This window comes from Streptomyces sp. AM25 (genome assembly GCF_058146165.1).
This window is the reverse complement of sequence record NZ_JBKIWN010000001.1, coordinates 382988-407189: the sequence shown is the minus strand read 5'-3', so window position 1 is coordinate 407189 and position 24202 is coordinate 382988. Positions and strand designations below refer to the sequence as shown.

Below are 24202 nucleotides of genomic sequence, written 5' to 3'. Positions count from 1 at the left end.
TAATCCTTCGCATGCGGGGCTCGAACGAGATCCAACCCTTCCACCATACAGGAACACATGAACATCGATTCATGTATTCATTCGGATCGGTACCATGGGGGCATGGGTCATGGAGCCGCTCCCGCGAAGAACGCCGTCCCGCGCAGCCGTCTGGACGCGAGCACCGCTACGAAAGTGGCCACCACGCTCCAGGCGCTGGCCACCCCCTCCCGGCTGCTGATCCTCGCCCGCCTGCGCGAAGGCCCCCTCGCGGCCACCGAGCTCGCCGCCGAAGTCGGCATGGAACAGTCCGCCTGCTCCCACCAGCTCCGCTTGCTGCGCAACCTCGGACTCGTCGTCGGCGAACGCCACGGCCGCTCGGTCGTGTACTCGCTCTATGACGACCACGTCGCCGAGCTCCTCGATCAGGCCCTCTATCACGTCGAACATCTGCGCCTTGGCATCACCGACACCCCCGCCCGCGCCGAGCCGGAGGACGTGCCGGTCGGCACCCCGAGCGCCTGACGGGCACTTCGTGTACGTCCGCTGCACGACGACTGGTTTTCCGGCGGCACACCGTTCAGGCGTAGGGATCGTGGAGGAGCTGACGGGCGAGCGTGGCGTACTTCGTGGCCGTGGCCGGGGAGAGGTCGAAGAGCACGGTCAGGTGGAGGGGGTCCGCGCCGGTGGCGAGGGCCTCGGCGAGGACCCGGTCTGCGCGGATCCGGTCGAGGCTGACCCCGTGGAGGGTGAGCTGCCGCTTGAGGAAGTAGGTACTCACCGGGCCGTTGCTGCCGGCGTTCTGCTGGGAGACGAGCACGTGACGGTTAAAGCGTGTGCGGCCACCGTGCCTTGCGCTCAGCGAGACAGGCCCGCAGGGCGGCGCGGGTGAGGGCGCCCATGGGCTGGACGTGGCCGTCGAGGGTGATGGTGCCGGCGGCGAAGTCGAGGTGGTCCAGCAGCAGGGCCCGCATCGCTTCCTCCCGGGCGGCGTGGGCGGCGGCCAGGGCGGCGGCGAGCCGGGCGGCCGGCCTGAAGCGGGGGCGCTCAGGGGTCCGTCCGGCCCTCCTCGGTGCCCGCGCCCCGGAGAGACCATGGAAGGGGAGGTCGCCTGCGGGCGTCCGCTCGAGCCCCGCCGATCTGGGGAAGTGAGCCGCCACGAACTGCCGGGCACCACGTTCTCCACTACCGCCGAGCGCGGCGCCTACTACAGCGACGGCAAGGCCGCGCTGACCCTGGCCGAGTTGCAGAAGTGGCTGGCCCTGGCGGTGGCCTGCTACCACGGTGAGGTCCACGAGCGGCTCGGCCGCACCCCGGCCGGAGTGTGGGCCGACAAGGTCACCGAGGCGCCGCGGCCGGTGACCGTGACGAACGAGACGGCGTTCCTGGTCGACTTCCTGCCGGTGATCCGCCGAACCTTGAGACGTAGCCGATACCCGCCGTACTTCGGCCGCGTCGCGCGAGACGTCGAACCCGAGCACCAGGGCCCGCCCGCTGCTGGGGGACATGAGGGTGGTGAGAATCCTGATCATGATCGTCTTGCCGGCACCGTTGGGCCCGAGGAGGCCGAAGACCTCTCCAGGCTTCACCTCGATGTCCAATTCGCCAATGGCCGGCGTTCGCCGAACTCGCGTGTCAGGCCCTCGGTCCTGATGACGTAGTTCATGCGGGGATGCGGGGCAGGATGTCCCGCGCCCGCGTTCACAGCGTCAGGATCCAGACTCGGACGCCGGACGCGGCGGTGTGGAGCTTGAGGGGGTGTCCGAATGCGCCGCGGGGGGTCGGGGGGCACGGGACTTCTCCCAGATCGGTGTAGTCGCCGTGCCCGAACAGGGTCGTGCGGAGCTCCTGGTACGAGCCGGCGGCCAGTTGCTCGGCGAGGCGTGCGGGCAGGGGGCCGAGGCCCTTGCCCGCCCATGCGAGGACCCGGGCCGTGCCGGCGCCGGGCTCGGCGCGTTCCTGGACCTGGATGTGCGCGCCGCCGGGGCCCTGCAGCAGCAGCGCCCACAGCTCGCGCTCGACGGTGTCGCGGGGGAGGGCGAACAGGCGCCGGGCCACGGCGTCGGACGAGCCGCTGAAGAAGTGGAACTCGGCGTCCGGCAGGGCGTCAGAAGGAGGCATGTCCATCCGCATCGTCGTCGTGAAGGGGCCGGCCGTCCCGGGGCACGAGGTGCTCTGCGCCGAGGATCAGGAACGCCCGGCAGGTTCCTGCACCGGCTTTCTCCCGGCTCGCGCGCGCCGCCGAGCGGCCTGGTCCTTCGCCGCGGGCAGGGCCATGGAGAGGGCGGCGAGCAGGGCGGCGGCCCCGGTGGTCAGGGTGCCGATCGTGACGGACGCGTGCTGGATCACCAGGCCGACCACGAAGCTTCCGGCGGCGAACCCGACCCAGTTGGACGCGACGAGGCACGCGAACGCCTGGGCGCGGGTGCCCTCCGAGGCGTACTCGCCGACCAGCACCGACTCGATGGCATCTGCCGGACCGTTGACGAAACCGATGACCACGAGCAGCGCCATGGTGACCAGAGTCGCGGGGCCCAGCCCCAGGGCCAGGATGCCGGCGCTGTACAGGGCCAGGGCCACGACGAGTTGGGCGGGGCTCGTACCGGGCAGCCGAAGCCCTCCGTACAGGAAACTTCCCGCGACGCCGCCGCAGGCCAGCGCAGCGACGAACACCCCTGCGCTGGCGCCGAGCTCGGCCGCGTGGGCGGTGACCGTCACCTGCAGGCCGCCGATCGCGAACGCCGCGAGTGCCACCACGAGCTGGATATGGACCTGGCGCCGGTTCCAGTCGGGGCGCAGCCCGGGCCCGGCCAGTGGCGGACGGTTCCGGTCCATCAGCCGCACCGCCGGTGCGGCCCGCATCCACCACACGCCGACGAAGGAGATGGCCGCCGTGACCACGACGGCGTACAGCACGGGAAGGGCCACCACGATGCCGGCCACCAGCAGCGGACCGCAGACGAAGACGCTCTCGGTGAGCAGCCCGCACAGGGCGAACAGCGTTTTGCGGTCTTCCTCGTCGGAAACCACCGTCATGTACACGGCGTTGGACACTGCGGCCGCGGGCGGGGTCGCGGCCCCGGCGCAGAAAGCGGCCGGAATCAGCAGCCCCGGCCACACGGATGCGGCGACCAGCGCGATGAACGCGCCGAAGAACAGCGTCTGCAGGCAGACCGCCCAGGCGAGGGCGGTGCGGGCACCATACCGGTCGGCGGCCCGGCCCCAGCCCGGGGAAGTGAAGGCCAGAGCGACGGCGTAGGCACCGGACACCGAGCCCGCGTTGGCGAAACTCCCGCTGGCGTCCTTCGCGACGAGCAGAAGGGACAGGCTGACCATCCCGGAGAGCATGCGGCAGACGAACGCCGCCGCCACCACGCGGGTGATCCCGGGGTGGGCCAGAGCCGACCGGTACCGTGTGACGACTGCCATGCGGCCACCCCCGCGCAGTGGATTTCCGACGCCGGGCGACGCTACTCGCGATCCAGGAAACCGGGAAGTGTGAACCGGGGATTCTTGGGTATAGGGCTGGGCGTCCGAGGACGTCCAGACAGGTCGATCACGGACGGCCGTCTGCGATCGACCTCCGCTCGCATACGGGCGGGCAACAGAAGTCCAGGGGGTACAAGCAATGGCCACCGAGTCCTTATCCACATCCCGGACCGTGACCGAGGCCACGGCGAAGGCCTGCAGGACGGCCGCATGGGACTGCCAGTCGCACCACTTCATGGGCTCGCCGGAAACGGTGATCGGGAACCTGGCCGGACTGCCCGACGAACTCGTCGGGCGCAGGGTGTACATGCTCATGGTCGAGGGCGACGGACACTCCGAGGCACGGATCTTCGAGCGCTTCAACCTGGAGGACACCGAGGGTACGGTCTCCAGCTGGGCCGAGAAGGACGTAGCCGGCCTGGTGACCCAGATCACCGAGGTCCTCGTCGCCAACCGCGGCGTGCACTGTCCGGGCGAACAGGTCAGGGCCACGCTGGACAGCGAGCGCGAGATCCACGTCGGCGCACCGGCGCCTGCTCCGAAGTCCGCCGCCGAGGCGTTCGTACCGCTCCTCGACGGCTTCCGTGACGACAGGTTCGTCCGGGCCACCGTGATGGTCCTCTGCTGACGGCAGAAGTCACACCTGCGCGGACACCGGTTCGGTGTCCGCGCTCGTCACCTTGGTTCGCGCGCCGCCTCGTCCGTACGTGCCGCCTTCGGGACCGCGCGGAGCGGACAGCCCCGAGCGCCCTCTCAGAGGACACGTGGTCCATGACCGTGCCCCGTACGGCAGTTGGCCCTCGCCCATCAGCGCCGCGCTGGTTGGGCGCGCGAATGGTCGTGCATGGAGCGTCAGCGGGCGCTATCGGCCGGCAGGGTGCTCCAGTGGGTCGGGGGCCAGGCGACGGCAACGGCGCGGCCCACCACGTCCTCCACCGGGACCATGCCGTGGTTCCTGTCGCCCTGGTGGTAGCGGGAGTCCCACGAGTCCTGGCGGTGGTCGCCTATCACCCACACCTTGCCCGGCGGAACCGTGACCGTGAACTGGCCGCCCCGCTCGTCGGCGCTGCACGGGGTGTTGCCGTCGAAGACGTACGGCTCGGTGAGCGGCTTGCCGTTGACCTTCAGCGGGCCCGTGCCGTGGCACTCGACGGTGTCTCCCGCCACCCCGATCACTCGCTTGATCAGATCCTTCTCATTGGCGGACGGCGTCAGCCCGACGTATGCGAGGGTCTTGCGCAGGGCGTTCGGGTGTGGTGTCGGCTGGTCCTTGAGCCAGCCGTCCGGGTCGTGGAAGACCACGACCTCGCCGCGCTGCGGCGTCGAGCCGAACCACGGCGTGAGCTTGTCGACCAGAACACGGTCTCCCAGCTGAAGAGTGTTCTGCATCGAACCGGACGGGATGGAGAACGCCTGCACCAGGAAGGTCTTGATGACGAGCGCCAGCACGAGGGCCAGCACCACGAGGACGGGGAGTTCTTTCCACAGGGGGCGCGGTTTCGAGGACCGGGAGGAGCGTGAAATCCGCCGGGACCGTGAGGACTTCAGGGGCGTCGGGATATCCGACGGGTCTTGGGCCCCTGGAGCGGTTCCTCCCTCGGGTCGTGGCCTCTGCCCGGCCCCTTCCGTCGCATTGTCCACGCCCGTCTCCCCAGTCGGTTGCCGCACTTTGTATCTCCGTCCTCCACATAACGAACGGGAGTTCCCGCCTCGTCCTGAGATACGGTGATCACAGCAGGCCATGGGTGGGGAATCAGGGAGGCGGCAGTGTCCAACGTTGCGCTGGTGCACGGAGCTTGGGGCGACGGGTCGATCTGGCAGGCGGTGATCGCCGCCCTTCAGGACGAGGGGCACCGTGTGGTGGCCCTTCAGCTGCCGCTGACTTCGCTGGAAGAGGACATCGCCTGGACACGGCGGCAGATCGCGGAGCTCGACGGGCCGGTGACGTTGGTCGGGCACTCCTACGGCGGCATGGTGATATCCGGGGCCGCCCATCACAACCCCAAGGTCACCGCGCTGGTGTTCGTCGCGGCCTACGTCCCCGACGAATCCGAGACGCTCGGGGGGCTGACCCGCGGCGGTGCGAGGAGCCGGGGCCAAGATGCGATCCGGTTCGGCGAGGACGGCTGGTCGACCCTCGACCCCGACCAGTTCAGAGATGCGCTCGCAGCCGATGTTCCGGAGAGGACGACCCGGGTCCTGGCAGCGGTGCACAGGCCGACTCACAGTGCCTGCTTCTCCGGTCCGTCAGGGCGCGGTGCGTGGCACGACCTGCCGTGCGCCTACGTCCTTTCCACGGACGACCGGATGCTCGATCCCGGGCTGCAGCGGTGGTTTGCCGAACGGACGAATGCCACGGTGACGGAACTGCCCTCCAGCCACTTCTCCATGGTCTCGCATCCTGATGAGGTGGCCGCTGTCATCAGCGGGATGCTGTCTGCCGGAACCTCGCCCGAGCCGAACTGACTCGTCAGCCGCGCAGACCCAGGTCCACCGGCAGCCGTTGGAGCCCGTAGACCATCGCCAGGCCGTGGAAAGGGATCTCGCGCTCGTCGATTGCGAGCCGCATCCGGGGAAAGCGCTCGAACAAGGCCTGATAGGCGATCGCCAGCTCCCTGCGCGCCAGTTCCGCGCCGAGACAGCGGTGGGTGCCGTGGCCGAAGGCCACGTGATGCTGCGCGCTGCGGGCGCTGCCGGCCGTGTCGCCTTCGGCCTCGGTGTGGCGGTTGGCGCGCAGCAAGGAACACAGCACCACGTCGCCCTGGGACACGTGGTGACCGCCGATCTCGATGTCCGTGAGGGCGTAGCGGGGGAAGGCGACCTGTACGACGGACAGTTGTCGCAGGAGTTCTTCCGTCAGGGCGCCGATCGTGCGGCTGTCGGTGGCGCGTTCGCGTGCCGAGGGGTTGCGGAGCAGGAGGAGCGTGCCGAGGGCGAGCATTCCGGCGCTGGTTTCCAGGCCGCCGGTGAGTACTCCGTCCGCCAGGCCCGCCAGTGTCCGGTCGTCGAGGTCGGCTCCGCGGGTCACCAGGGTGCCCAGCAGGCTGTTTCCGGGCTTCCGGCGTTCGTCGGCGATCAGGCGTTCCAGGCGGAGCTGCGAGGAGGAGACGGCGCCGAATTGTGTGCCCAACCCTGCGACGATGTCGAAGCGTCGTGTGCTGAGATGCTGGAATGCTTCTCGCTCTGCGGTGGGAATTCCGAGCAGTTCGCAGATGGTTCGCGCCGGGACGGGCCACGCGAAGGTCTGCACGAGGTCCACGGGCTGTGGTGCGGCCGCCATGATGTCGAGCTGTTCGGCGACGATGTTCCGGATCGTGGGTTCGAGGCGCCGCAGGCCCCGTGCGGTGAACTCGGGAGCGAGTATCTGCCGCATTCTGGTGTGCAGGGGCGGATCGCACGTCCCCAGGCCTCCCAGCGCATGCTCGGACAGCGCGGGGGACAGGTGCTGGAGTCTGGTCAGGTCGTTGCTGAACGCCCCCTTGGCCGCGAGGACTTGTCGTACCTCTGCCGGGCCGCTCACCAGCCAGACGTTCGTACCGAACAGCAGTGTCACCCGGGTCGTCGTCTCCGTCGGGTGACCCGGGCGCCCCGGCTGAGGGGCGAGCGGCTCCAGGCCGTCGCGGCGGAACAGATCCAGGAGCGGCTCGGGCAGCAGGCGCAGGGCCAGGGCATCGGGACCGCGCCCGCCTCGGCGGCGGAGCCGACGGCGCAGTAGCAGTGCCGACAGCCTGCTTGCGAACCCCACAGACGTGCCCCTCCCCACCCCATGGCGGTGCAGGGACATCGCATCAGCCATGCCGCGGTAACCGCCAGTGATCGCAGGGAAGTTCCACCCTTTGGGGTGGAGATCGGATCGCGTTGCATGGCGCGGACGGCACGGGGCAGAAAAGCAAGCGGTCGGTCTGTCATGCGCGTCGCGTTGGGGGGTGGGTCGCCGTGGCGGTTTCCCGTGTTCTGGCTCGTGTCGCCCGCCCGTCCGGCGGCGCCTATCAGGCCGTCCTGGCCCGGGACGAGGACGGCGTGCGCAGCGCCCAGCAACTGCGGTACCAGGTGTTCGCCACGGAGCAGGGGGCCCGATTGCCCTCCGCTGCCGACGGGCTGGACGTGGACGGGTTCGACGGGGTCTGCGATCACCTTCTGGTCCGTGACGAGGCGACCGGGGAAGTGGCGGGGGTCTACCGGCTGTTGCCCCCGGGCAGATCCCAACAACTGGTGTCCGACGGGCTGTTCGAGCTCGGTGCCGTCACCTCACTGAGCGGAGGGCTGGTCGAGATCGGCCGGGCGTGCGTGCACCGGGGGCATCGCAACGGTCTGGTGGTGCTGTGCCTGTGGGCGGGCGTTCTGCGCTACATGACGGACCGCGGGCTCCGCTGGCTCGGCGGGTGTGCCTCGGTGTCCCTGGCCGACGGCGGGACCCAGGCCTCCGCCGCCTGGCAGACCGTTCGTGCCCGGCACTACGCGCCGGCCGCGTACCGGGTGCGGCCCCGGACCCCCTGGATCCCGCAGGACTCCGGCCCGTGCCCGCCCGCTGCGCTGCCGTCGCTGCTGCGCGGCTACCTCATGCTGGGCGCCTGGGTCTGCGGACCACCGGCGCTGGACAGCAGCTTCCGTACAGCGGATCTGTTCACGCTGCTGGCGGTCGACCGGGTGCCGAAGGGCCGGCTGTCCCCGCTGCAGGCGGTGGCTTCATGACCGACGCCATCGATGCCACCGGGGCAACCGGCGCACAGGCGGCCGCCGATCCCTGGAGACCGGGCTCGCCGTGCAGCCGGTCCTGCCTGCCCGGGTCGGCGGACCAGGACCGGGTGGGGCTGCCGCGGCAACTCCTGCGACTGACAGCGGTACTGCTGGTCTGCTCGCTGATCGTCGTGCCGGCGCTGTCCTCTGCAGCAGGCCGCCGTCTGCGGTTGCGGGTCTTTCGCTGGTGGATCCGGCTAACGGTCCGGGCCATGGGCGTGCGGGTGCACTTCACGCCGTCCGAGGCCGGGCCGCAGGACACGGCGCCCGGCCTGCTGGTGCTCAACCACACCTCGCTGCTCGACGACCTCGTTCTCGTCGGCTACGACCCCGCCCGGCCGCTGAGCAAGGCGGACCTACGGCGGTGGCCGGTCATCGGATGGGCCGCTGCGCTCGGCCGCACGCTGTACATCGACCGTGAACGGCCGTTGACGCTGCCTGCCGCCGTCGCCGGGGTCACCCAAGCGCTGCGTGCCGGCGAGCGGGTGTTCGTCTGCCCCGAGGCGACGACGTGGTGCGGCTCGGCCAGTGGGCCGTACCGGCCGGCGTTCTTCCAAGCGGCCCTGGATGCGGGCGTGCCCGTCCTGCCCGTGGTGCTGCGGTACCGGTCGGCCGGCCGTGCCACCACGGCGGCCGCGCTGGTCGGCCCCATGTCCGTGGTGGAATCGGTGACGCTGCTCATCGCCCAGCGCGGCCTGGTCGTCGAGGTGGAGCGGCTCGATCCCCTGCCGGTCCGCCCGGGGTCCGACCGGCGGTCCCTGGCCCGGGCCGCCGAGCAGGCGGTGGACCGCGCCATACCGGAGGTTCCGCGGCTCCGGACGCCGGGAAGCCCCTGCCGACCGGCTGCTCTTGTGGCCACCGGCGAGCGGTGAGGCCCGTCGCCGGTGGACCCTTTTCCGTCTCCCTCGGTCCTCCTGGACCTCGACCGCCCGAGGAATCTCGTCCATGACCGACAGCCATGACGGTTACGACCGCGTCTACGCGCTTCTCACCCAGGCCCTCGTGGAGAGGATCGGATGCGCTCCCCAGGAGCTCGGCCCGGGCCGCACCTTCGCCGAGCTCGGGCTCGACTCCGTCTCGATGCTGGAGGTCTCGCTGGTCCTTGCGGAACACACGCCCGGCACCGTCGCGTTGGAGGACTTCACCATGAGCACGTCCCTCGGCGAGGCGGCACGGATCATCGACGCCGCATCGCACACCGGCACCGCCCCGTACGCCGCCGCGCCGGAGGAGGCCGGGGGCAGCCGGTGAGGCGGACCGCGGACACCACGGACGTGGCCGTCACCGGACTCGGAGCGGTGACCCCGGCGGGCCCGACGGCGCCGGAGACCTGGGCCGGCCTCCTCTCCGGAATCCCGCGCGCAGTGTCCGATCCGCTGCTCGCCGGACTGGCCGTCGACTTCTCCTGCCCGGCTCCCTACGACGTGTCCGCGCGCCTGGGACCACGCCTGGCCGCCCGGCTCGACCGCTATACGGCCATGGCGGTGAGCGCAGCCCGCGAAGCCGTCACCGACGCTCGGCTGGACACCTCCCGATGGGACGCCTCCCGCGTCGCCGTCGTCATGGGTACGGCGACCGCCAGCACCGAACACCACGAGCAGATCTACACGTTGATGGCCGCCGGCACACCGCAGAAGGTGTCTCCGATGGCACTGATGCGCAGCATGCCCAACATGTCCGCTGGAGAGATCGGCATCGACCTCGGCGCCCGCGGCCCGAACCTGTCTGTCTCGACCGCCTGCGCCTCCGGCGCCACGGCCGTGGGCCTGGGCTGCCACCTCGTACGGTCCGGCGCCTGCGACATCGCGCTCGTCGGCGGCAGCGAGTCGGTGCGCACGCGCAGTGCTGCCGTGTGCTTCCACCAGATGAGGGCGCTGTCCACCCGCCGGTCCGATCCGGGCGCCGCGTCACGCCCCTTCGACGCCGGGCGCGACGGCTTCGTCCTCGGCGAGGGCGCCGGGGTGCTCGTGCTCGAACGGGCCGCGCACGCCCGCGCCCGGGGCGTCGCCCCGTACGCCTACCTCGCCGGGTACGGCGCCTCGTGCGACGCCCACCACATGACCGCGCCCCACCCCGGCGGCCGTGGTGCTGCGCAGGCGCTGCACAGCGCCCTGGCCGACGCCGGTCTCGCCCCCGCCGACATCGGCCACGTCAACGCCCACGGCACCTCGACCCGGGCCAACGACCTCGCCGAATACCATGCGTTGAGAACGGTCTTCGGCCAGGAGCCGCCTCCGGTCACCGCGTTGAAGGGGGCCCTGGGACACGCCGCCGGCGGCTCCGGCGGCATCCAGGCGGTGTGCGCGGCGCTGATCCTGCGCCACCAGACCATCCCGCCCACCCCCAATCTCGACGTCCTCGACCCCGCCATCGACCTCGACGTGGTCACCGCAGCCCCCCGGCGCACAGCGGTGGGCGCCGTGGTCAGCAACTCCTTCGGCTTCGGAGGGCAGAACGCGGTACTGGCCCTCCGCGCAGCATGACGGCCGTCCTGCCGAGCCGACGGCTCGGCGACGGAGGCCGTTGGTGCGCCCGGCACCCCTGGCGCGTGATCGCCTCGTGGCTGCTGGTGCTCGGCACGCTGCTCGCGCTCGACGCCGTCCGGGGCGGCACCTACCGCGACGACTACTCCTTGCCCGGGACGTCCGTCCAGCGCGGGGCCGACCTGATCACGGCCCGTGCAGGCGGCAGCCTGCGCGGTGTCGCCTCGCAGATCGTCGTCCAGGCCCGGGCGGGGAAGCTGGCGGCACACCGACCGGCTCTCGACGCCGCCGGAGCCGCCCTGTCGCATCTCCCTCACGTGCTGTCCGTGACCGGCCCGTTCGCCACCCCGGGCGCACTGGCGCAGGACGGGAGGACCGGGTACTTCACGGTCCGGCTCGCGGACTTCCCGAGCGCGTACGGCACTTCCTTCCTGACGCGCTTCGACGAGGTGGCGAAGCCGCTGCGCGCCGACGGCGTCACCGTCGAATACGGAAGTCCGCTCGGAGAGCTGGCGCGTCCCCCGGGAAACGACCGCTTGTCGGAGCTGATCGGTCTCGTCACCGCGGTGGCCGTGCTGATCCTGGGCTTCGGCAGCGTCGCAGCAGCCGCGCTTCCCCTCCTCACCTCCGTGGTGGCACTGCTCGTCGGGCTCAGCCTGCTCGGCCTGCTGGCCAACGCGTTCACCTTCTCCACACCGTCCCCGACGGTGGCCACCATGATGGGCCTCGGGGCCGGGCTGGACTACACCCTCTTCCTGACCACGCGCCACCGCCGCCTGCTGCGTCACACCGGTGACCCGGTCGAGGCCGCCGGGGCTGCGATGGCCACCAGCGGCCACGCCGTACTGATCGCCTTCGTCGCCGTGATCCTGGCGCTGACCGGTCTCTGCCTCTCCGGCACCGGCTTCATCGCCACGCTCGCCGTCGCCGCCGGAATCACCGTCCTGGTGGCCGCCGTTGCCTCGCTCACCCTGGCTCCGGCCCTGTGCGGGCTGCTCGGCCGGAACATCGACCGCCTCCGCCTCGGCCGTCCCGCCGACGAGGCCACCGGCACCGCCGACCTCTGGTACCGCTGGTCCCGCACCCTCGGCCGGTACCCGTGCCGCTTCCTCGCCGTCGGTGTTCTCGCGGTGGGGGCGCTGAGCGTCCCGCTCGCCTCCGTGCACCTGGGCCACGTCGACGCCGGTTCCATGCCCGCCCGTTACACCGACAAGCGCGCCTACGAGCTCATGGCGAAGACCTTCGGCCCCGGCGCCAACGGCCCGTTCACCGTCGTCGTCGACCGCGGCCCCGCCCGGACCGGCGCGCAACCGGGTCCGTCGGCCGGCTCCCTCGCCACGGCCCTGGCCCGGACCCCGGGTGTCGCCGCGGTCGGCACGCCGGTGTCCACCGCCGACCGCACCCTCCTGATCGCCACCGTCACTCCGGAGCACGGCCCCCAGGACCGCAGAACCGCCGACCTGCTCCACCGCCTCGACCGCACCGTCCTGCCCGGGGCTCTCGCAGGGACCGGAGCGCGCGGTTACCTCACCGGCCTCACCGTCGCCCGGCTCGCCTTCGCCGACGTGCTCCTGGGGAAACTGCCCACGATCTCGGCCTTCGTGACCGGCACGGCCTTCCTCCTGCTGCTCGTCACCTTCCGCGGTCTGCTCGTCGCGGCGAAGGCCGCACTCCTCAACCTGTTCTCCATCGGCGCGGCCCTCGGCGTGGTCGTCGCCGTCTTCCAGAAGGGCTGGGGCGGCTCCCTCGTCGGCGTCACCGGGCCCGTCCCCATCGAGCCCTACGTACCGGTCCTGGTCCTCGCCATCGTCTTCGGACTGTCCATGGACTACGAGATCTTCCTGATCGTCCGCATCCGCGAAACCTGGCTCCGCACCGGGGACAACCACGAGAGCATCGCCACCGGCCTCGCAGCCACCGCGCGCGTCATCACGAGCGCCGCCGCCATCATGGCCAGCGTCTTCCTCGCCTTCCTGCTCAGCACCGACGTCGTCATCAAGATGATCGCTCTGGGCCTGGGCGCCAGCGTGATCATCGATGCCACACTCATGCGCCTGCTCCTCGTGCCGGCCGCCATGCACCTGCTGGGGAACGCCAACTGGTGGCTGCCGGGCCTCCGGTGGAGGAGGTCCCCCCGGGCTCTGGCCGACGGGGCGTGAGCCGCGCTCCTGGCGCATTGCCCCGTACGGGGCGCGCGACCGGTCATGTCCGCCAGGGGGCACCACCGCACCACCGGTCGCGCGTACACGCATCGCTGCATGGCCGGTTCTCGTCGTCTGCGAGCGGGAATTCCCGGTGCGGCAGAGGCACTTGGGGCGGAGGGTCTGCGATGGCTGCTGTGAAGGCCGGAACGCACACCGGTGTCGTCGAGTTCTTCGAGCGGGAGCCGTCCGGCCGGTTCGATCCCGACCAGGTGCTGACGGTGCTGCGGCGGGCGGGCATTCTGGCGGACGATCCCCGGATCGCCGAGACCATCGCCTACCTGAAGGGGGCCCGGCCGGCCGGGGCGGCGGTGAGCGTGGAGGAGTTCACCACCGGAACGCAGCGCAACAGCGGCATCATCGAGCGGGCCGCCCGGGGGGAACTGGCCGTGCCCGACTTCCCCGCACTGGTGGCCGATGTGCGGCGCATCCACCGGGAGGTCCGGGCCGATGCGCGGGGCGCCGTGGCCGATTACATTCCGCAGCTGGCACGGGTGGAGGCCGACCGGTTCGCGATCTCGGTGTGCACGGTGGACGGGCAGCGGTTCTCCATCGGCGACGCGGGAGCGCGCTTCTGCCTGCAGTCGGTGTCCAAGACCGTCAACTACTGCCTCACCCTGGAGGAACACGGGCCCGACACCGTCCACCGCCACGTGGGACGCGAGCCCAGCGGCCAGGGGTACAACGAGCTGACCTTCAACAAGGCCGGGCTGCCGCACAACCCGATGATAAACGCCGGGGCGATCATGAGCTGTGCGCTCATCCAGCAGGGCCTGGACGCCGCGGACCGCTTCGACTTCGTGGCCGACGCCTGGCGACGGCTCGCCGGCGGGCGGGCCGTGGGCTTCAACAACTCCGTCTACCTGTCCGAGCGCACCACCGCGGACCGCAACTTCGCCCTGGGCTATTCGATGCGCGAACGCGGCGCGTTCCCGCCCGGCACCGATCTGCTGGACACCCTGGACTTCTACTTCCAGTGCTGCTCGATCGAGCTCACCGCCCGGCACCTGGCCACCGCGGCGGCCTCGCTGGCCAACGCCGGGGTGTGCCCGCTGACCGGGGACCGGGTCTTCTCCGCCCGGACGGTGCGCCACTGCCTGTCGCTGATGTCCTCGTGCGGCATGTACGACTTCTCCGGGGAGTTCGCCTTCACCATCGGGCTGCCGGCCAAGAGCGGCGTCTCCGGCGCGCTGATGCTGGTCGTCCCCCAGCTGATGGGCATCGCCGTCTGGTCGCCCCGCCTGGACGCCCAGGGCAATTCGGTGCGGGGCATCGAGGTCTGCCGGCGTCTGGTCGACTGCTACAACGTGCACACCTACGACCTGCTCACCGGCTCGGGGCCCGGGACGGGCAAACGCGATCCGCGCCTGCAGCGCAACCAGAGCCGGATCGAGGGCACCGTCGGTCTGTGCTTCGCCGCCAGCCAGGGCGACCTCGACGAGATACGTCGGCTGGCCGCCTGCCACGTTCCCCTCGATGCCGCCGACTACGACGGACGCACCGCGCTCCACCTGGCTGCAGCCGAAGGGCACGTGGATGTCGCGATCTTTCTGCTGTGCAAAGGGGTCGACCCGCGACCGGTCGACCGGTGGGGCCATACGCCGCTGGATGACGCGAACCGTTCCGGGCATCGGCAGCTCGCACGGCTGCTGGCCGATGCCGCCGGGGCGGCTCCTGCCGCCCCGACCGCCGCTGGGTGACCTTTCAGGCCCGTCAGGCCCCGACGGCCACCTTCGCCGGCTCGTCCCCGGCCTCGGGCGCCGTCTCGCGGGTGGTCTCCAGCACCGGGTCCGCGTCCGGCAGCCCGTCCTGGTGGGCGCGGACGCCGGCACGGACGGCCCAGAAGTAGAAGCCCAGGGCCGAGACGGCGACGAGTGCGATGTCGGCTCCGCCCGTGATCACGCCGTGGCCGCCGAACTCCTTGCCGCCGAGGGCGGAGATCCCCGCCATCCACAGCAGGAAGGCGGCCATCCACCAGGCCGGGGCGAACTGGCGGCGCAGGTCCGTCTCACCGCGGCGGCGCAGGACGATCGCGGCGATGGGCACGGAGACGAGGGTGAGCAGGGCGACCTTGCCGGTGTTGGGCCACTTCGACCAGTACAGGGCGCAGGCGGCGAAGGCGAAGGTGAGCGGGCAGAGCACCGAGGCGGCGGGCAGGCGGAAGGGGCGGGGCAGGTCCGGCTTGGTCCTGCGGAAGACGCCGACGGCGATCGGGCCCATGAGGTAGGAGACGACCATGGCGGCGGAGACCACGCTGGCGAGCGCTTCCCAGCTGTGCCCGATGGTCAGGAGCAGCAGTACGGAGAAGGCCAGGTTGAGCCACATCGCGGGGCGGGCGACGCCGTAGCGGGGGTGCACCTCGGCGATCTTCTTGGGGAAGAAGCCGGTGTCGGCGAGGTTCTGGGCCAGGTAGGCGGCGGAGGCGACGTTGCCGATGTTGGCGCCGTTGGGGGAGATGAAGGCGCCGAACTGGAGCATGGTGACGACCCAGTGCAGCATCAGCAGCTTGGCGAGGTCGGCGAAGGGCGAGGCGAAGTTGATGCCGCTCCAGCCGCCGGCCTCGGCGAGCTTCTCCGGGGGGACGGCGCCGAGGAAGGCGACCTGCAGGGCGAGGTAGATGACCAGGCCGAGGGAGAGCGCGCCGACGAGGGCGAGCGGGATGGCGCGGCCGGGGTTCTTGGCGGCGCCACCGAGGTTGACGACGGCCTGGAAGCCGTTGAAGGCGAAGACGACGCCGGAGGTGGTGACGGCCGTCATCACGGCGGACCAGCCGTTAGAGGCGAAGCCGCCGTGGTCGGTGAAGTTGCCGGTGTGGAAGCCGGAGGCGATGAGCGCGGCGACGGCGAGGACCGGGATGGCGAACTTGACCAGGGTGAGCAGGTTGTTGGCGCGGGCCAGCAGGGCCACGGACCAGTAGCAGGCGAGCCACAGGGCGAAGGTGAGGAACAGGGCCGTCACCATGCCGGTGGCGGAGAGCTTGCCGTCGGCGACCAGGCCGCGGGCCCAGCCGAAGCTCCAGGAGGACATGTACTGGGTGCCGGCGATCGCCTCGATGGGTATCAGCGAGGCGGTCGCGATCCACACCGCCCAGCCGGTGACGAAGCCGAGCACCGGGCCGTGCGATAGGGAGCCGAAGCGGGCCATGGCCCCCGGCAGCGGGTAGGCGGCGCCGACCTCGGCGTACGACATGGCGATCATGCCGATGAAGACGGCGCCGATCACCCAGGCGACGAGCGCGGCCGGTCCGGCGACCTGGGCGGCCTGCCCGGCCCCGAAGAGCCAGCCGGAGCCGAAGATGGACCCGAGACCGATCATGATCAGGGCGAAGAGACTGAGGCCCTTGCGATTGGCCGCGCTCATGTCCACAGTGGGCATCCGTTCTGGCGTGGGGATACACGAATCGAACGCCTACTGTATTTACTTTTAGCCAGTTTTTGCTAACCGGGGCCGGGAGGGTTCCCGGCCCCGGAGCCGGTTAGGGGTCACCGGGCGGTGACGGCCCCCTGATACGGGGCGGCCGCGTGCTGGGCCGCGTAGACCAGAGCGGGCTTGATCTTGGGCCAGAAGTAACTGTCCTGGCAGGAGAAGGCGGGCGTGAAGCCGCTGCACCCGCGTCCGTCGACGTCACCGATCTCGATGGTGAAGCTGGCCAGGCCGAGCTTGTCGTACGTCCAGTCGTCGGTGCCGCCGGAGGCGTCGTAGAGGATCTCCCCGGCCTGCCCGGACTGGTAGCCGGTGATCGACCCCATGTGCCCGGCGAGCGCGCGCAGCGCGGCGTCGTTGCCGGTGTGGATCGTGTGATCCGCCTCCCAAGGGAAGAGGACCATGCTCGCGTCGCTGTGCAGGCTGATCATCATGCCCTTGGTGTCGGCGGGTGCGGGGTCGCTGTCGCCCGTGCCGGTGCGCACGGCCGGGTACAGCTGCCGGAAGAGGCTCTCCAGCCCGGTGTTCTCCGCTTCCGAGTCCGCGGCGGGCCCGAGGTAGACCTCGTTGCACGGCTCGGTCGAGGTGCCCAGGCCGCCCCAGTGGGTGCCGGCGTTGCGGTTGAGGTCGACGCCGCTCTGGCCGCTCCAGCCGCAGGAGACGCCGTTGGCGTTGTCGGCGTTCTTGCGCTGCAGGACGGGGCTGTCGCCGCCCTGGGCGACGATGTCGACCCCGTCCGGGTTGGCGATGGGGATCACCCACATCTCGGTGGAGTCCATGAGCCGGGTGATGTCCGGGTCCTTGCCGTAGTCGTTGGTCAGCGTGTCGATCCAGCGCCAGGACATCTCGCCGGTGGTGATCTCGCGGGCGTGGATCTGGCTCATGAGGAGGAAGCGGGGCTTGGCCGACGTGGGGTTCAGCCGGCAGTCGCCCGGCTTGACCTTGGTGATGCAGATCGCCTTGAGGTCGTGGCCGCCGGCCCCGGCCTGCTTGAGCCAGGACTGCCCGTAGGTGACGACCGTCGCCATGTCGGGGTGCGCGGCGGCGACCTGGTCCAGGTGCGCGTAGTGCGCGTCGACGGTGTGGTAGCCGCCGTCGTAAGTGGCGTCTGTGCCGGGGTGGGCGTGGGCCGAGGGCCTGGATCTCGGCATCGTCGAGTCGACCGTCGGCGCGAAGCCGAGCCGGCGCAGCCCGGCGGCCGAGCTCCGGTCGCCCAGGACGAACAGGTCGTCGCCCTGGCGGCGTTCGAGGAGGTCGTAGCCGGCCCGGATGAGCGCCTGCGCGTCCTGCCGGTGGTGGGCCGGCACCCGGTAGACGACCACGGCGTCGGGGGAGGGCGAGGGGGCGGCCGTGGTGCCTGCCACTGCCGATGAGGCCTGCGGGAACACGGCCGCGGCGGCCAGGGCCGTCGCTCCGGCGGCCAGCGCCGCCAAGCGTGTGCGGGACATGGATGGCCTTCCGTGGGGGGTAGCGGTACCGCGCGCGGGCCGGGCCGCAGAGCGGCGACCGGGCGCGCGCCACTGCCGACTGCCGTGGCCGCGCGCAGGGCCCTGCGGCGGTCCGGGCAGCCGGTCCTTGGTCCGACGGCGCTGACTGCGGGAGGCGCCGGAGGTGTGGGGCGGCGCTCCGCGGGGGCCGATGCCGTCAGGCCGGTGCTCGGAGGATGACATGTCCGCGCCAGGAAGAGAAGAGGGTGTGCGAGCCCCGATGCGCTGCCGATGCGCCTGCACCTGCCACAATCGCCACCGTGCGGACGTCCATACGGGAGATCGACTCCCTTGAGGAACTGGCCACATACTGTCGCGGCGACTCACTGTGCCGCTGGGCGGCCCAGCACCTGGGCGAGGACAACCGCGCCTGGGCGAGCGCCGACGGCCGCGCCCTCGCCGTGGCCGGTCGCGCCCTGTCGACGCGGGACCGGCTGGCCGTGTGGGGCGCCCCCCGCTCCGCCGTCCCCCTCGCCCGCACCCTGCTGCACGAACTCGGCCCGGCCTACCGCCCCTTGGGCGACCGCACCCTGATCGACACACTGACGGCCGAGCTGCCCGGCCTGACCCGCTCCGGCGGCTTCGGCTGGATGGAGCGCACACGCCCGGGCCCGCCCCTCCCCTCCACAGGCGCCGCGCAGTGGCTGCCGCAGAACGCATGGGACGAAGCAAGTGCCGTCGTGGCAGCGGGATTTCCTGACTCCTACGCGAAACCCGGCGGCCCCGGGGCCGGACGCTGGGCCGGCGTGCGCGACGGCGACGGCCGGCTCGTCGCCGTGGGCGCCCTCGCCTGGTCCGCACCCACCGTCGGCCTCCTCTCCGGCATCGCCGTACTCCCCGCGGCACGCGGCCGGGGGCTCGCGCGCCAGGTGTGCGCACTGCTGCTGGACGAGGCACTGACCCGGCACGGCACGGCCGCCCTGATGGTCGACGACGACAACCGGGCGGCCCTGCACCTCTACCGCGGCCTGGGCCTGCGGTACCGGCCGCTGCGGGCCGCAGGCCGGCGCGAGCGGGACACGCCCTGAGTCCCCGGTGCTTGTCCCTCCCGCCCGCGCCGGTCCTCAATGGTCGGCATGCACCTGCGGATCACGCTCGTCACCGCATCGGCCCTCGCCCTCCTCGCCGGCTCGGCCCTCACCGGAACCAGCCAGGCGGCCCCCTCCCGCCCCTTTCCCGTCCACGGCAGCGGCCTGGACAACCCGCGCGCCAAGGAGGTCGCCATGGAACTGGTGGCCAGCGCCGAGAACTCCACCCTCGACTGGCGCAGCGCGTACGGATACCTGGAGGACATCGGCGACGGGCAGGGATACACCGGCGGCATCATCGGCTTCTGCTCCGGCACCGGCGACATGCTCGAGGTCGTCCTCCGCTACACCCGCCACCGGCCGCACAATCTGCTCGCGCCCTACCTGCCCGCCCTGCGCCAGGTCAATGGCACCGCCTCGCACGTGGGCCTGGGCGCGCCCTTCGAGCAGGCGTGGAAAACCGCCGCCCGGGACAGGTTTTTCCAGGCCGCCCAGGAGGAGGAGCGCGACCAGGACTACTTCAACCCCGCGGTACGGCGCGCCAAGGCCGACGGGCTGCGCACACTCGGCCAGTTCATCTATTTCGACGCGATCGTCATGCACGGCAACGGCCATGACAAGTACAGCTTCGGCGCCATCCGCGCGAACGCGCTGAAAAAGGCCCGTATCCCGGCTCGTGGTGGTGACGAACGGGCGTATCTGGACGCCTTCCTCGACGCCCGCAACGTCGCTATCAGGGGGGAGACGGTGCACGGCGACACCACACGCGTCGACACCGAACAGCGGGTCTTCCTCGGCGAGGGCAACTTCCACCTCAGGCCGCCGCTGAAGTGGCGGACGTACGGCGACACGTACGAGATCACACGCTGGCCCCACCCGTCACGCCACACCTGAAGGCGGAGTTGGCGAGTTTCGTTGCATACAGCATCTGTCTGATTCGATGCCTTGCAGGCATATTTCGCCTACACATAGCGTGATCGCGCTCCGGAACGCTCCGCGCATCCCATGACGCACACAGCGCCGTGTGCCCGAGGAGGCTGTCGCATGCCCGAATATTCGCCCCAGGTCGAGGTCGAACCGTCGGTCGCCGAGGCCAACCGCCAGATCGTCAACACCGTCCCGCCCAACTCCGAGGACTTCGAGGACGCCCGGCGCGGTCTGATCGCGCTCCCCCAGATCCCGGCGATCCCGGCCCGCCGCCAGGGCGACCGGATCGTGTGGAACTTCGTCAGCTACGACTTCCTCAGCCAGGACCAGACGGCTGAGGCCCCGCCGTCGGTCAACGCGAGCCTGTGGCGCCAGGGCATGCTCACCGCCCAGGCCGGCCTCTTCGAGGTCACGTCCTACGAGCACGGCAAGATCTACCAGGTCCGCGGCTACGACCTGTCCAACATGACGATCGTCGAGGGCGATTCGGGCATCCTCGTCATCGACCCGCTCGCCTGCTACGAGACCGCCCAGTGGGCGTTGAAGCTCTACCGGGACGCCACCGGCAGCCAGCGGCAGATCGTGGGCATCATCTACACCCACAGCCACGTCGACCACTTCGGAGGTGTCCGCGGCCTGTTCCACGAGAAGAACGACGTCATCGACACCGACATCCCGATCATCGCGCCCGACGGCTTCCTGGAACACGCCGTCAGCGAGAACGTCTATGCGGGCCCGGCGATGGCCCGGCGCTCGGAGTACATGTACGCGGCCAAGCTGGACAAGAGCCCGGTCGGGCAGGTCGGCGCCGGCCTGGGGCTGACCGTCTCCACCGGCGAGGTCACCCTCGTCCCGCCGAACGTGAACATCGGCGGCAGCGGCACCGCCCCCGTCCCGCGCAACGAATGGTCGGCCAAGGACGTCATCCCCTGGCGGCCCGGCCTCTACCGGCAACTCGTCGACGGTATCCGGCTGATCTTCCAGCTCACGCCGGGCACCGAAGCCCCGGCGGAGATGAACATCTACTTCCCGCAGGCCCGCACCCTGTGCGCGGCGGAGAACGCCACCCACACCCTGCACAACCTCCTCACCCTGCGCGGCGCCCAGGTCCGGGACGCCCACGCGTGGTCGAAGTACCTCACCGAGACGATCCAGACCTTCGGCGAGCACACCGACGTCGAATTCGCCTCCCACCACTGGCCCCGCTGGGGCAAGGAGAAGATCGTCGAGTACCTGGGCATCCAGCGCGACGTCTACGGCTTCCTCAACGACCAGACGCTCCGGCTGATAAACGCAGGCAGGACGGGCATCGAGATCGCCGAGGAGCTGGATCTTCCCGAGTCCCTCGCGTCCCACTGGTACACGCGCGGCTACTACGGCTCCCTCAGCCACGACCTCAAGGCCGTCTACCAGCGCTACATGGGCTGGTTCGACGGCAACCCCGCCCACCTGTGGAACCTCCCGCCGTCCAAGGCGGGCGCGCGCTATGTGGCGGCCATGGGCGGCGTCGACGCCGTCGTCGCCACAGCACAACAGGCCTACAACAGCGGCGAGTACCGCTGGGTCGTCGAGCTCCTCAACCACGTCATCTTCGGCCACCCCGAGGACAGTGCGGCGGCCAAGGAGCTCCAGCACAAGGCCCTGACCCAGCTCGGCTACGGCTCCGAGAACGGCACCTGGCGCAACTTCTTCCTCACCGGCGCCCACGAACTGGCCCGCGGCATCGAGAAGCCCTACAACCAGGAGCCCGGCGACATCATCCTCAGCACGACCCTGGAGCAGTACTTCTCCACCCTGGCCCGTGCCCTCGACGGCCCCAAGGCCGCCCGGGAGCAGCGCGACCCGATCGTCCTCCAGTGGGTGATCAACGGCGGCGAGGAGGAGACCTGCACCACGACGCTGCGCAACGGCGTCCTCGTCTTCGTCCCCGGCAAGGACCGCTTCGCCGGCGCCCCGCAGGTCGTGATCAAGCTGACCCGTGACGTCCTCAACGGCCTGATGTACGGTGCCCAGGGCGACTACCGGGCCGCCTTCGACGGGGCCGTCCGCGACGGGCTCGTCCAGATCCCCGAAGGCAAGCAGGACTACGCGGACACCGTGTTCGGCTACCTCACCCGGCCCGACACCTCGTTCCCCATCGTCGCCCCGGCCGACCCGAAGTAACCGAGCCACCCGCACGAGCGTGCCGGTGCCCCGTCCGCGGGGCCCGGCACCGCGGGCTCAGGCGGCACGCGGGTAGGACACCTCGCCGCAGAGCTGAAGCCCAAGGATGGACTTGAGGCACCTCTCCTCGTCCCGGGGCACGGTGAGGACACTGGCGAAAGCGATGACGTCGATGGCGGCAGCGTCGATGCCACGCATGAACTTCCCCCACTGAGCATGCAGTTGATCCTGTCGTACGGCTTCCCGCGTGCCCGCCCGGGCATGCGCCGTATCACTCGCACGAGTGGGCTCGTGATCCGATCGCGGTTGATCGGCGCCGCCCGGCGCGGAGCCTGTTTCACAGCACCGCGGCAGCCCTTCGCTGTGCCAGACGAGCGAGTCGCCAGTGCACGGGCGTAGTCTGCCGCCCCGAGCGGGACCGCCCGTCCGGGGCCGGGGGAGCCCATGACCGCCTCCAGCAGGCGCAGCTGCGGCAGCAGCAGGTCGCACAGCTCGTCCATCGCGCGCGGCAGAGCCCGTACCGTGCCGGGGCCCAGCACCTGCGTGGCAAGCAGGCCGCCGGACAGGCGGCGCCTCCGCAACCCCGTACAGTGCCGCCAACGGGCGCAGGGCGGCGGCCAGTTCGTCTACTTCGACGCGATCGTCATGCACGGCAACGGCCACGACAAGTACAGCTTCGGCGCCATCCGCGCGAACGCGATCAACAAGGCCCGCCTCCCGGCCCGCGGCGGCGAGGAACGGGCGTATCTGGCCCCGCCCGTCACACCGCACCTGAAGGCGGTGCGAAGGCGAGGACGGCATTGTGCCCGCCGAACCCGCACGAGATGCTCAAGGCGGTGCGGATGATCTGCCGCCGTGGCGCGGTGTGCACCACGTCCACAGGAGCCATGGCGGGCTCCGTCCGGCGGAAGTTGGCCGTGGGCGGGACGAGTTGGTGCTCCACGCTCAGCGCGGTCAGGGCGGCCTCGACCGCACCGGCTGCCCCCATCGTGTGCCCGAGGACGCCCTTGGCCGAGGTGACCGAGGGAAGCGCGGTGCCGAACACCCGGTGCAGCACGGCCGCTTCGGTGCGGTCGTTGAGGGCCGTCCCGGTGCCGTGTGCGTTGACGTGGTCGACGCGGTGCACGCCGGTGCCGGCGTCCAGCAGCGCCTGCCGGACGGCCCGGTGCAGCCCGCGGCCTTCGGGGTCGGGGGCCACGAGGTGGTGGGCGTCGGCCGACGAACCGTGGCCGGTCAGGCGCGCGTGGACGGGAGCGTTGCGGGCCGCTGCGTCCTTCTCCCGCTCCAGGACCAGGACGCCCGCCCCTTCGGCCAGGACCAGGCCGTCGCGGTCGTGGTCGAAGGGCCGGCACGCGGCCGCGGGCTCGCCCGTGCGGCGCGAGAGCGCGCCCAGGGCGCCGAAGGCGGCGGCGCACATCGGGGTGACCATGGCGTCCGCCCCGCCGGCGACGGCGATGTCACACGCGCCGGCGTGCAGCAGCATGGCCGCGGTGATGATGGCGGTGGCGCCCGAGGCGCACGCGGTGGCGGTGTGCAGGGCCGGGCCGTGGGCCCGCAGGGCGATGGCCAGTTGGCCGGCCGCCATGTTGGGCAGGAAGGCGGGCAGGGTGAACGGCGAGACCGCCCGGTTCCCCTCGTGCAGCAGCTTGCGGTGCTGGGCCTCCAGGGTCCCGATCCCGCCGACCGCCGAGCCCAGGACCACCGCGACCCGGGCGGCGTTCCAGGAGCCCGGGTCCAAGCGTGCGTCCGCGACCGCTTCGTGGGCGGCGACGAGGGCGAACTGGGTGAACCGGTCGTGCCGCCAGGGCCGCGGGCCCGGCACGTGCCGGTACGGGTCGAATCCGGGAACGCGGCAGGAGAGATCGACCGGCAGACCGGCCAGTTCGGGGTCGTGGGTTGCGGCGGACCGTCCGGCACACACCCCCTCCCAGGTCCGCCGGGTACCGATGCCGGCCGGGGTGACCAGGCCGATGCCGGTGACGGCGAGAGCGCCGTCACCGCCGTGCCGCCCGGTCACGGTGAGGCCCCGGGCTCCGCGGACTCCCGGCCGGCGGCAAGATGCGTCCGTACCGCGTCGGCGAGTTGCCGCAGGCTCTGCCCGGCGGCGGAGTCGTCGGGCTCCAGCGGCACGTCCCAGCGGTCCTGGAGAGTGATGAGGAGCTCGGTCACCGCGAGGGAGTCCAGGTCGAGCCCGGCGAGCGTGACCTCGGGCCGGATCTGCTCGGGGCCGACCTCGAACTTGCCGGTGAGCACGGTCACCAGGTGGTCGTAGACGGTGTCCATGG

At 71.2% G+C, this 24202-nt stretch carries 24 protein-coding genes and 2 pseudogenes; 14 read left to right on the top strand and 12 right to left on the bottom strand.

The features are described from left to right. Positions 1-102 precede the first annotated feature (102 nt). A complete protein-coding gene (locus tag ACLHRZ_RS01550; protein ID WP_490416329.1) occupies positions 103-504 on the top strand; it encodes an ArsR/SmtB family transcription factor in 402 nt (133 codons plus the stop codon). Positions 505-559: 55 nt separating this feature from the next. On the opposite strand, the gene ACLHRZ_RS01545 is transcribed toward ACLHRZ_RS01550, so the two are convergent. The 5 genes and pseudogenes from ACLHRZ_RS01545 to ACLHRZ_RS01525 all read right to left on the bottom strand — a co-directional run bounded on the left by ACLHRZ_RS01545 (position 560) and on the right by ACLHRZ_RS01525 (position 3408). Further along, a complete protein-coding gene (locus tag ACLHRZ_RS01545; RefSeq protein ID WP_490416328.1) occupies positions 560-799 on the bottom strand; it encodes a hypothetical protein in 240 nt (79 codons plus the stop codon). Positions 800-806: 7 nt separating this feature from the next. Next, entirely contained in the window at positions 807-1139 is a 333-nt protein-coding gene (locus tag ACLHRZ_RS01540) for a hypothetical protein (RefSeq protein WP_490416457.1), read from the bottom strand. Positions 1140-1454: 315 nt separating this feature from the next. Further along, positions 1455-1568, bottom strand: a pseudogene (locus ACLHRZ_RS01535) (ATP-binding cassette domain-containing protein); the annotation flags it as partial. A gap of 112 nt (positions 1569-1680) precedes the next feature. Beyond that, positions 1681-2100, bottom strand: coding sequence for a hypothetical protein (locus tag ACLHRZ_RS01530; RefSeq protein ID WP_490416327.1), 420 nt, complete (start codon positions 2098-2100; stop codon positions 1681-1683). A 66-nt stretch (positions 2101-2166) separates the two neighbouring features. Continuing rightward, positions 2167-3408, bottom strand: coding sequence for an MFS transporter (locus ACLHRZ_RS01525; RefSeq protein WP_490416326.1), 1242 nt, complete (start codon positions 3406-3408; stop codon positions 2167-2169). Between the two features lie 232 nt (positions 3409-3640). Between ACLHRZ_RS01525 and ACLHRZ_RS01520 the strand changes: the two genes are divergently transcribed. Then, the gene (locus tag ACLHRZ_RS01520) at positions 3641-4096 is read left to right on the top strand and encodes a hypothetical protein (RefSeq protein ID WP_490416325.1); all 456 of its coding nucleotides are present in this window, start codon (positions 3641-3643) and stop codon (positions 4094-4096) included. A gap of 242 nt (positions 4097-4338) precedes the next feature. Here the strand turns inward: ACLHRZ_RS01520 and lepB are convergent. Then, a pseudogene (lepB, locus tag ACLHRZ_RS01515) lies at positions 4339-5289 on the bottom strand (signal peptidase I); the annotation flags it as partial. Between lepB and ACLHRZ_RS01510 the strand changes: the two are divergent. Beyond that, entirely contained in the window at positions 5236-5934 is a 699-nt protein-coding gene (locus ACLHRZ_RS01510) for an alpha/beta fold hydrolase (RefSeq protein WP_490416324.1), read from the top strand. The pseudogene lepB and the gene ACLHRZ_RS01510 overlap by 54 nt on opposite strands. Before the next feature lie 4 nt (positions 5935-5938). Here ACLHRZ_RS01510 and ACLHRZ_RS01505 read toward each other — a convergent pair whose 3' ends face one another. After that, the gene (locus ACLHRZ_RS01505; RefSeq protein WP_490416323.1) at positions 5939-7021 is read right to left on the bottom strand and encodes a cytochrome P450; all 1083 of its coding nucleotides are present in this window, start codon (positions 7019-7021) and stop codon (positions 5939-5941) included. A 21-nt stretch (positions 7022-7042) separates the two neighbouring features. Here ACLHRZ_RS01505 and ACLHRZ_RS01500 point away from each other — a divergent pair, with 21 nt between their 5' ends. From ACLHRZ_RS01500 to glsA, 7 genes are all read left to right on the top strand, one after another. Next, the gene (locus ACLHRZ_RS01500; RefSeq protein WP_490416322.1) at positions 7043-7183 is read left to right on the top strand and encodes a hypothetical protein; all 141 of its coding nucleotides are present in this window, start codon (positions 7043-7045) and stop codon (positions 7181-7183) included. Positions 7184-7404: 221 nt separating this feature from the next. Then, complete coding sequence (locus tag ACLHRZ_RS01495) at positions 7405-8160, top strand: GNAT family N-acetyltransferase (protein ID WP_490416321.1); 756 nt, start codon at positions 7405-7407, stop codon at positions 8158-8160. After that, positions 8157-9077: a lysophospholipid acyltransferase family protein gene (locus ACLHRZ_RS01490; protein ID WP_490416320.1), complete on the top strand. Its 921-nt coding sequence runs from the start codon at positions 8157-8159 to the stop codon at positions 9075-9077. Before ACLHRZ_RS01495 ends, ACLHRZ_RS01490 begins: the two co-directional genes overlap by 4 nt. A gap of 73 nt (positions 9078-9150) precedes the next feature. Continuing rightward, positions 9151-9456 carry an acyl carrier protein gene (locus ACLHRZ_RS01485; RefSeq protein WP_490416319.1) on the top strand — a complete coding sequence of 102 codons (306 nt, stop codon included), beginning with the start codon at positions 9151-9153 and terminating at the stop codon, positions 9454-9456. Continuing rightward, positions 9453-10688: a beta-ketoacyl-[acyl-carrier-protein] synthase family protein gene (locus ACLHRZ_RS01480; RefSeq protein WP_490416318.1), complete on the top strand. Its 1236-nt coding sequence runs from the start codon at positions 9453-9455 to the stop codon at positions 10686-10688. Before ACLHRZ_RS01485 ends, ACLHRZ_RS01480 begins: the two co-directional genes overlap by 4 nt. Then, positions 10685-12847: an MMPL family transporter gene (locus ACLHRZ_RS01475; RefSeq protein WP_490416317.1), complete on the top strand. Its 2163-nt coding sequence runs from the start codon at positions 10685-10687 to the stop codon at positions 12845-12847. The genes ACLHRZ_RS01480 and ACLHRZ_RS01475 overlap by 4 nt, the downstream gene beginning before the upstream one ends. Before the next feature lie 170 nt (positions 12848-13017). Continuing rightward, a complete protein-coding gene (glsA, locus tag ACLHRZ_RS01470; RefSeq protein ID WP_490416316.1) occupies positions 13018-14589 on the top strand; it encodes a glutaminase A in 1572 nt (523 codons plus the stop codon). A 13-nt stretch (positions 14590-14602) separates the two neighbouring features. On the opposite strand, the gene ACLHRZ_RS01465 is transcribed toward glsA, so the two are convergent. Together ACLHRZ_RS01465 and ACLHRZ_RS01460 are read right to left on the bottom strand one after the other, a co-directional pair. Continuing rightward, the gene (locus ACLHRZ_RS01465; protein ID WP_490416448.1) at positions 14603-16255 is read right to left on the bottom strand and encodes an APC family permease; all 1653 of its coding nucleotides are present in this window, start codon (positions 16253-16255) and stop codon (positions 14603-14605) included. 116 nt (positions 16256-16371) lie between these two features. After that, positions 16372-17760 carry a M14 family zinc carboxypeptidase gene (locus ACLHRZ_RS01460; RefSeq protein ID WP_490416315.1) on the bottom strand — a complete coding sequence of 463 codons (1389 nt, stop codon included), beginning with the start codon at positions 17758-17760 and terminating at the stop codon, positions 16372-16374. A 299-nt stretch (positions 17761-18059) separates the two neighbouring features. Between ACLHRZ_RS01460 and ACLHRZ_RS01455 the strand changes: the two genes are divergently transcribed. The 3 genes from ACLHRZ_RS01455 (at position 18060) to ACLHRZ_RS01445 (ending at position 21917) form a co-directional block, all read left to right on the top strand. Further along, positions 18060-18827 (top strand): GNAT family N-acetyltransferase, encoded by a 768-nt coding sequence (locus ACLHRZ_RS01455; RefSeq protein WP_490416314.1) that lies wholly within the window; start codon positions 18060-18062, stop codon positions 18825-18827. A 48-nt stretch (positions 18828-18875) separates the two neighbouring features. Next, positions 18876-19721, top strand: a complete 846-nt coding sequence (locus tag ACLHRZ_RS01450; protein ID WP_490416313.1) for a chitosanase — start codon at positions 18876-18878, stop codon at positions 19719-19721. Positions 19722-19871: 150 nt separating this feature from the next. Beyond that, positions 19872-21917, top strand: a complete 2046-nt coding sequence (locus ACLHRZ_RS01445; protein ID WP_490416312.1) for an alkyl/aryl-sulfatase — start codon at positions 19872-19874, stop codon at positions 21915-21917. Between the two features lie 57 nt (positions 21918-21974). On the opposite strand, the gene ACLHRZ_RS01440 is transcribed toward ACLHRZ_RS01445, so the two are convergent. Next, a complete protein-coding gene (locus ACLHRZ_RS01440; RefSeq protein WP_490416311.1) occupies positions 21975-22115 on the bottom strand; it encodes a hypothetical protein in 141 nt (46 codons plus the stop codon). 246 nt (positions 22116-22361) lie between these two features. Between ACLHRZ_RS01440 and ACLHRZ_RS01435 the strand changes: the two genes are divergently transcribed. Beyond that, positions 22362-22763 (top strand): chitosanase, encoded by a 402-nt coding sequence (locus ACLHRZ_RS01435; protein ID WP_490416310.1) that lies wholly within the window; start codon positions 22362-22364, stop codon positions 22761-22763. Here the strand turns inward: ACLHRZ_RS01435 and ACLHRZ_RS01430 are convergent. Together ACLHRZ_RS01430 and ACLHRZ_RS01425 are read right to left on the bottom strand one after the other, a co-directional pair. Further along, a complete protein-coding gene (locus tag ACLHRZ_RS01430) occupies positions 22678-23934 on the bottom strand; it encodes a beta-ketoacyl-[acyl-carrier-protein] synthase family protein (RefSeq protein WP_490416309.1) in 1257 nt (418 codons plus the stop codon). The two genes, ACLHRZ_RS01435 and ACLHRZ_RS01430, sit on opposite strands and share 86 nt — an antisense overlap. After that, positions 23931-24200: an acyl carrier protein gene (locus ACLHRZ_RS01425; protein WP_490416308.1), complete on the bottom strand. Its 270-nt coding sequence runs from the start codon at positions 24198-24200 to the stop codon at positions 23931-23933. Before ACLHRZ_RS01425 ends, ACLHRZ_RS01430 begins: the two co-directional genes overlap by 4 nt. Positions 24201-24202: the final 2 nt, after the last annotated feature.

Bases quoted from the DNA above. Each gene is read 5' to 3' on its own strand.
- ACLHRZ_RS01550 (WP_490416329.1), top strand. From the start codon at position 103: ATGGGTCATGGAGCCGCTCCCGCGAAGAACGCCGTCCCGCGCAGCCGT.
- ACLHRZ_RS01530 (WP_490416327.1), bottom strand. From the start codon at position 2,100: ATGCCTCCTTCTGACGCCCTGCCGGACGCCGAGTTCCACTTCTTCAGC.
- ACLHRZ_RS01525 (WP_490416326.1), bottom strand. From the start codon at position 3,408: ATGGCAGTCGTCACACGGTACCGGTCGGCTCTGGCCCACCCCGGGATC.
- ACLHRZ_RS01490 (WP_490416320.1), top strand. From the start codon at position 8,157: ATGACCGACGCCATCGATGCCACCGGGGCAACCGGCGCACAGGCGGCC.
- ACLHRZ_RS01485 (WP_490416319.1), top strand. From the start codon at position 9,151: ATGACCGACAGCCATGACGGTTACGACCGCGTCTACGCGCTTCTCACC.
- ACLHRZ_RS01475 (WP_490416317.1), top strand. From the start codon at position 10,685: ATGACGGCCGTCCTGCCGAGCCGACGGCTCGGCGACGGAGGCCGTTGG.
- glsA (WP_490416316.1), top strand. From the start codon at position 13,018: ATGGCTGCTGTGAAGGCCGGAACGCACACCGGTGTCGTCGAGTTCTTC.
- ACLHRZ_RS01460 (WP_490416315.1), bottom strand. From the start codon at position 17,760: ATGTCCCGCACACGCTTGGCGGCGCTGGCCGCCGGAGCGACGGCCCTG.
- ACLHRZ_RS01450 (WP_490416313.1), top strand. From the start codon at position 18,876: ATGCACCTGCGGATCACGCTCGTCACCGCATCGGCCCTCGCCCTCCTC.
- ACLHRZ_RS01445 (WP_490416312.1), top strand. From the start codon at position 19,872: ATGCCCGAATATTCGCCCCAGGTCGAGGTCGAACCGTCGGTCGCCGAG.
- ACLHRZ_RS01440 (WP_490416311.1), bottom strand. From the start codon at position 22,115: ATGCGTGGCATCGACGCTGCCGCCATCGACGTCATCGCTTTCGCCAGT.
- ACLHRZ_RS01435 (WP_490416310.1), top strand. From the start codon at position 22,362: ATGACCGCCTCCAGCAGGCGCAGCTGCGGCAGCAGCAGGTCGCACAGC.
- ACLHRZ_RS01425 (WP_490416308.1), bottom strand. From the start codon at position 24,200: ATGGACACCGTCTACGACCACCTGGTGACCGTGCTCACCGGCAAGTTC.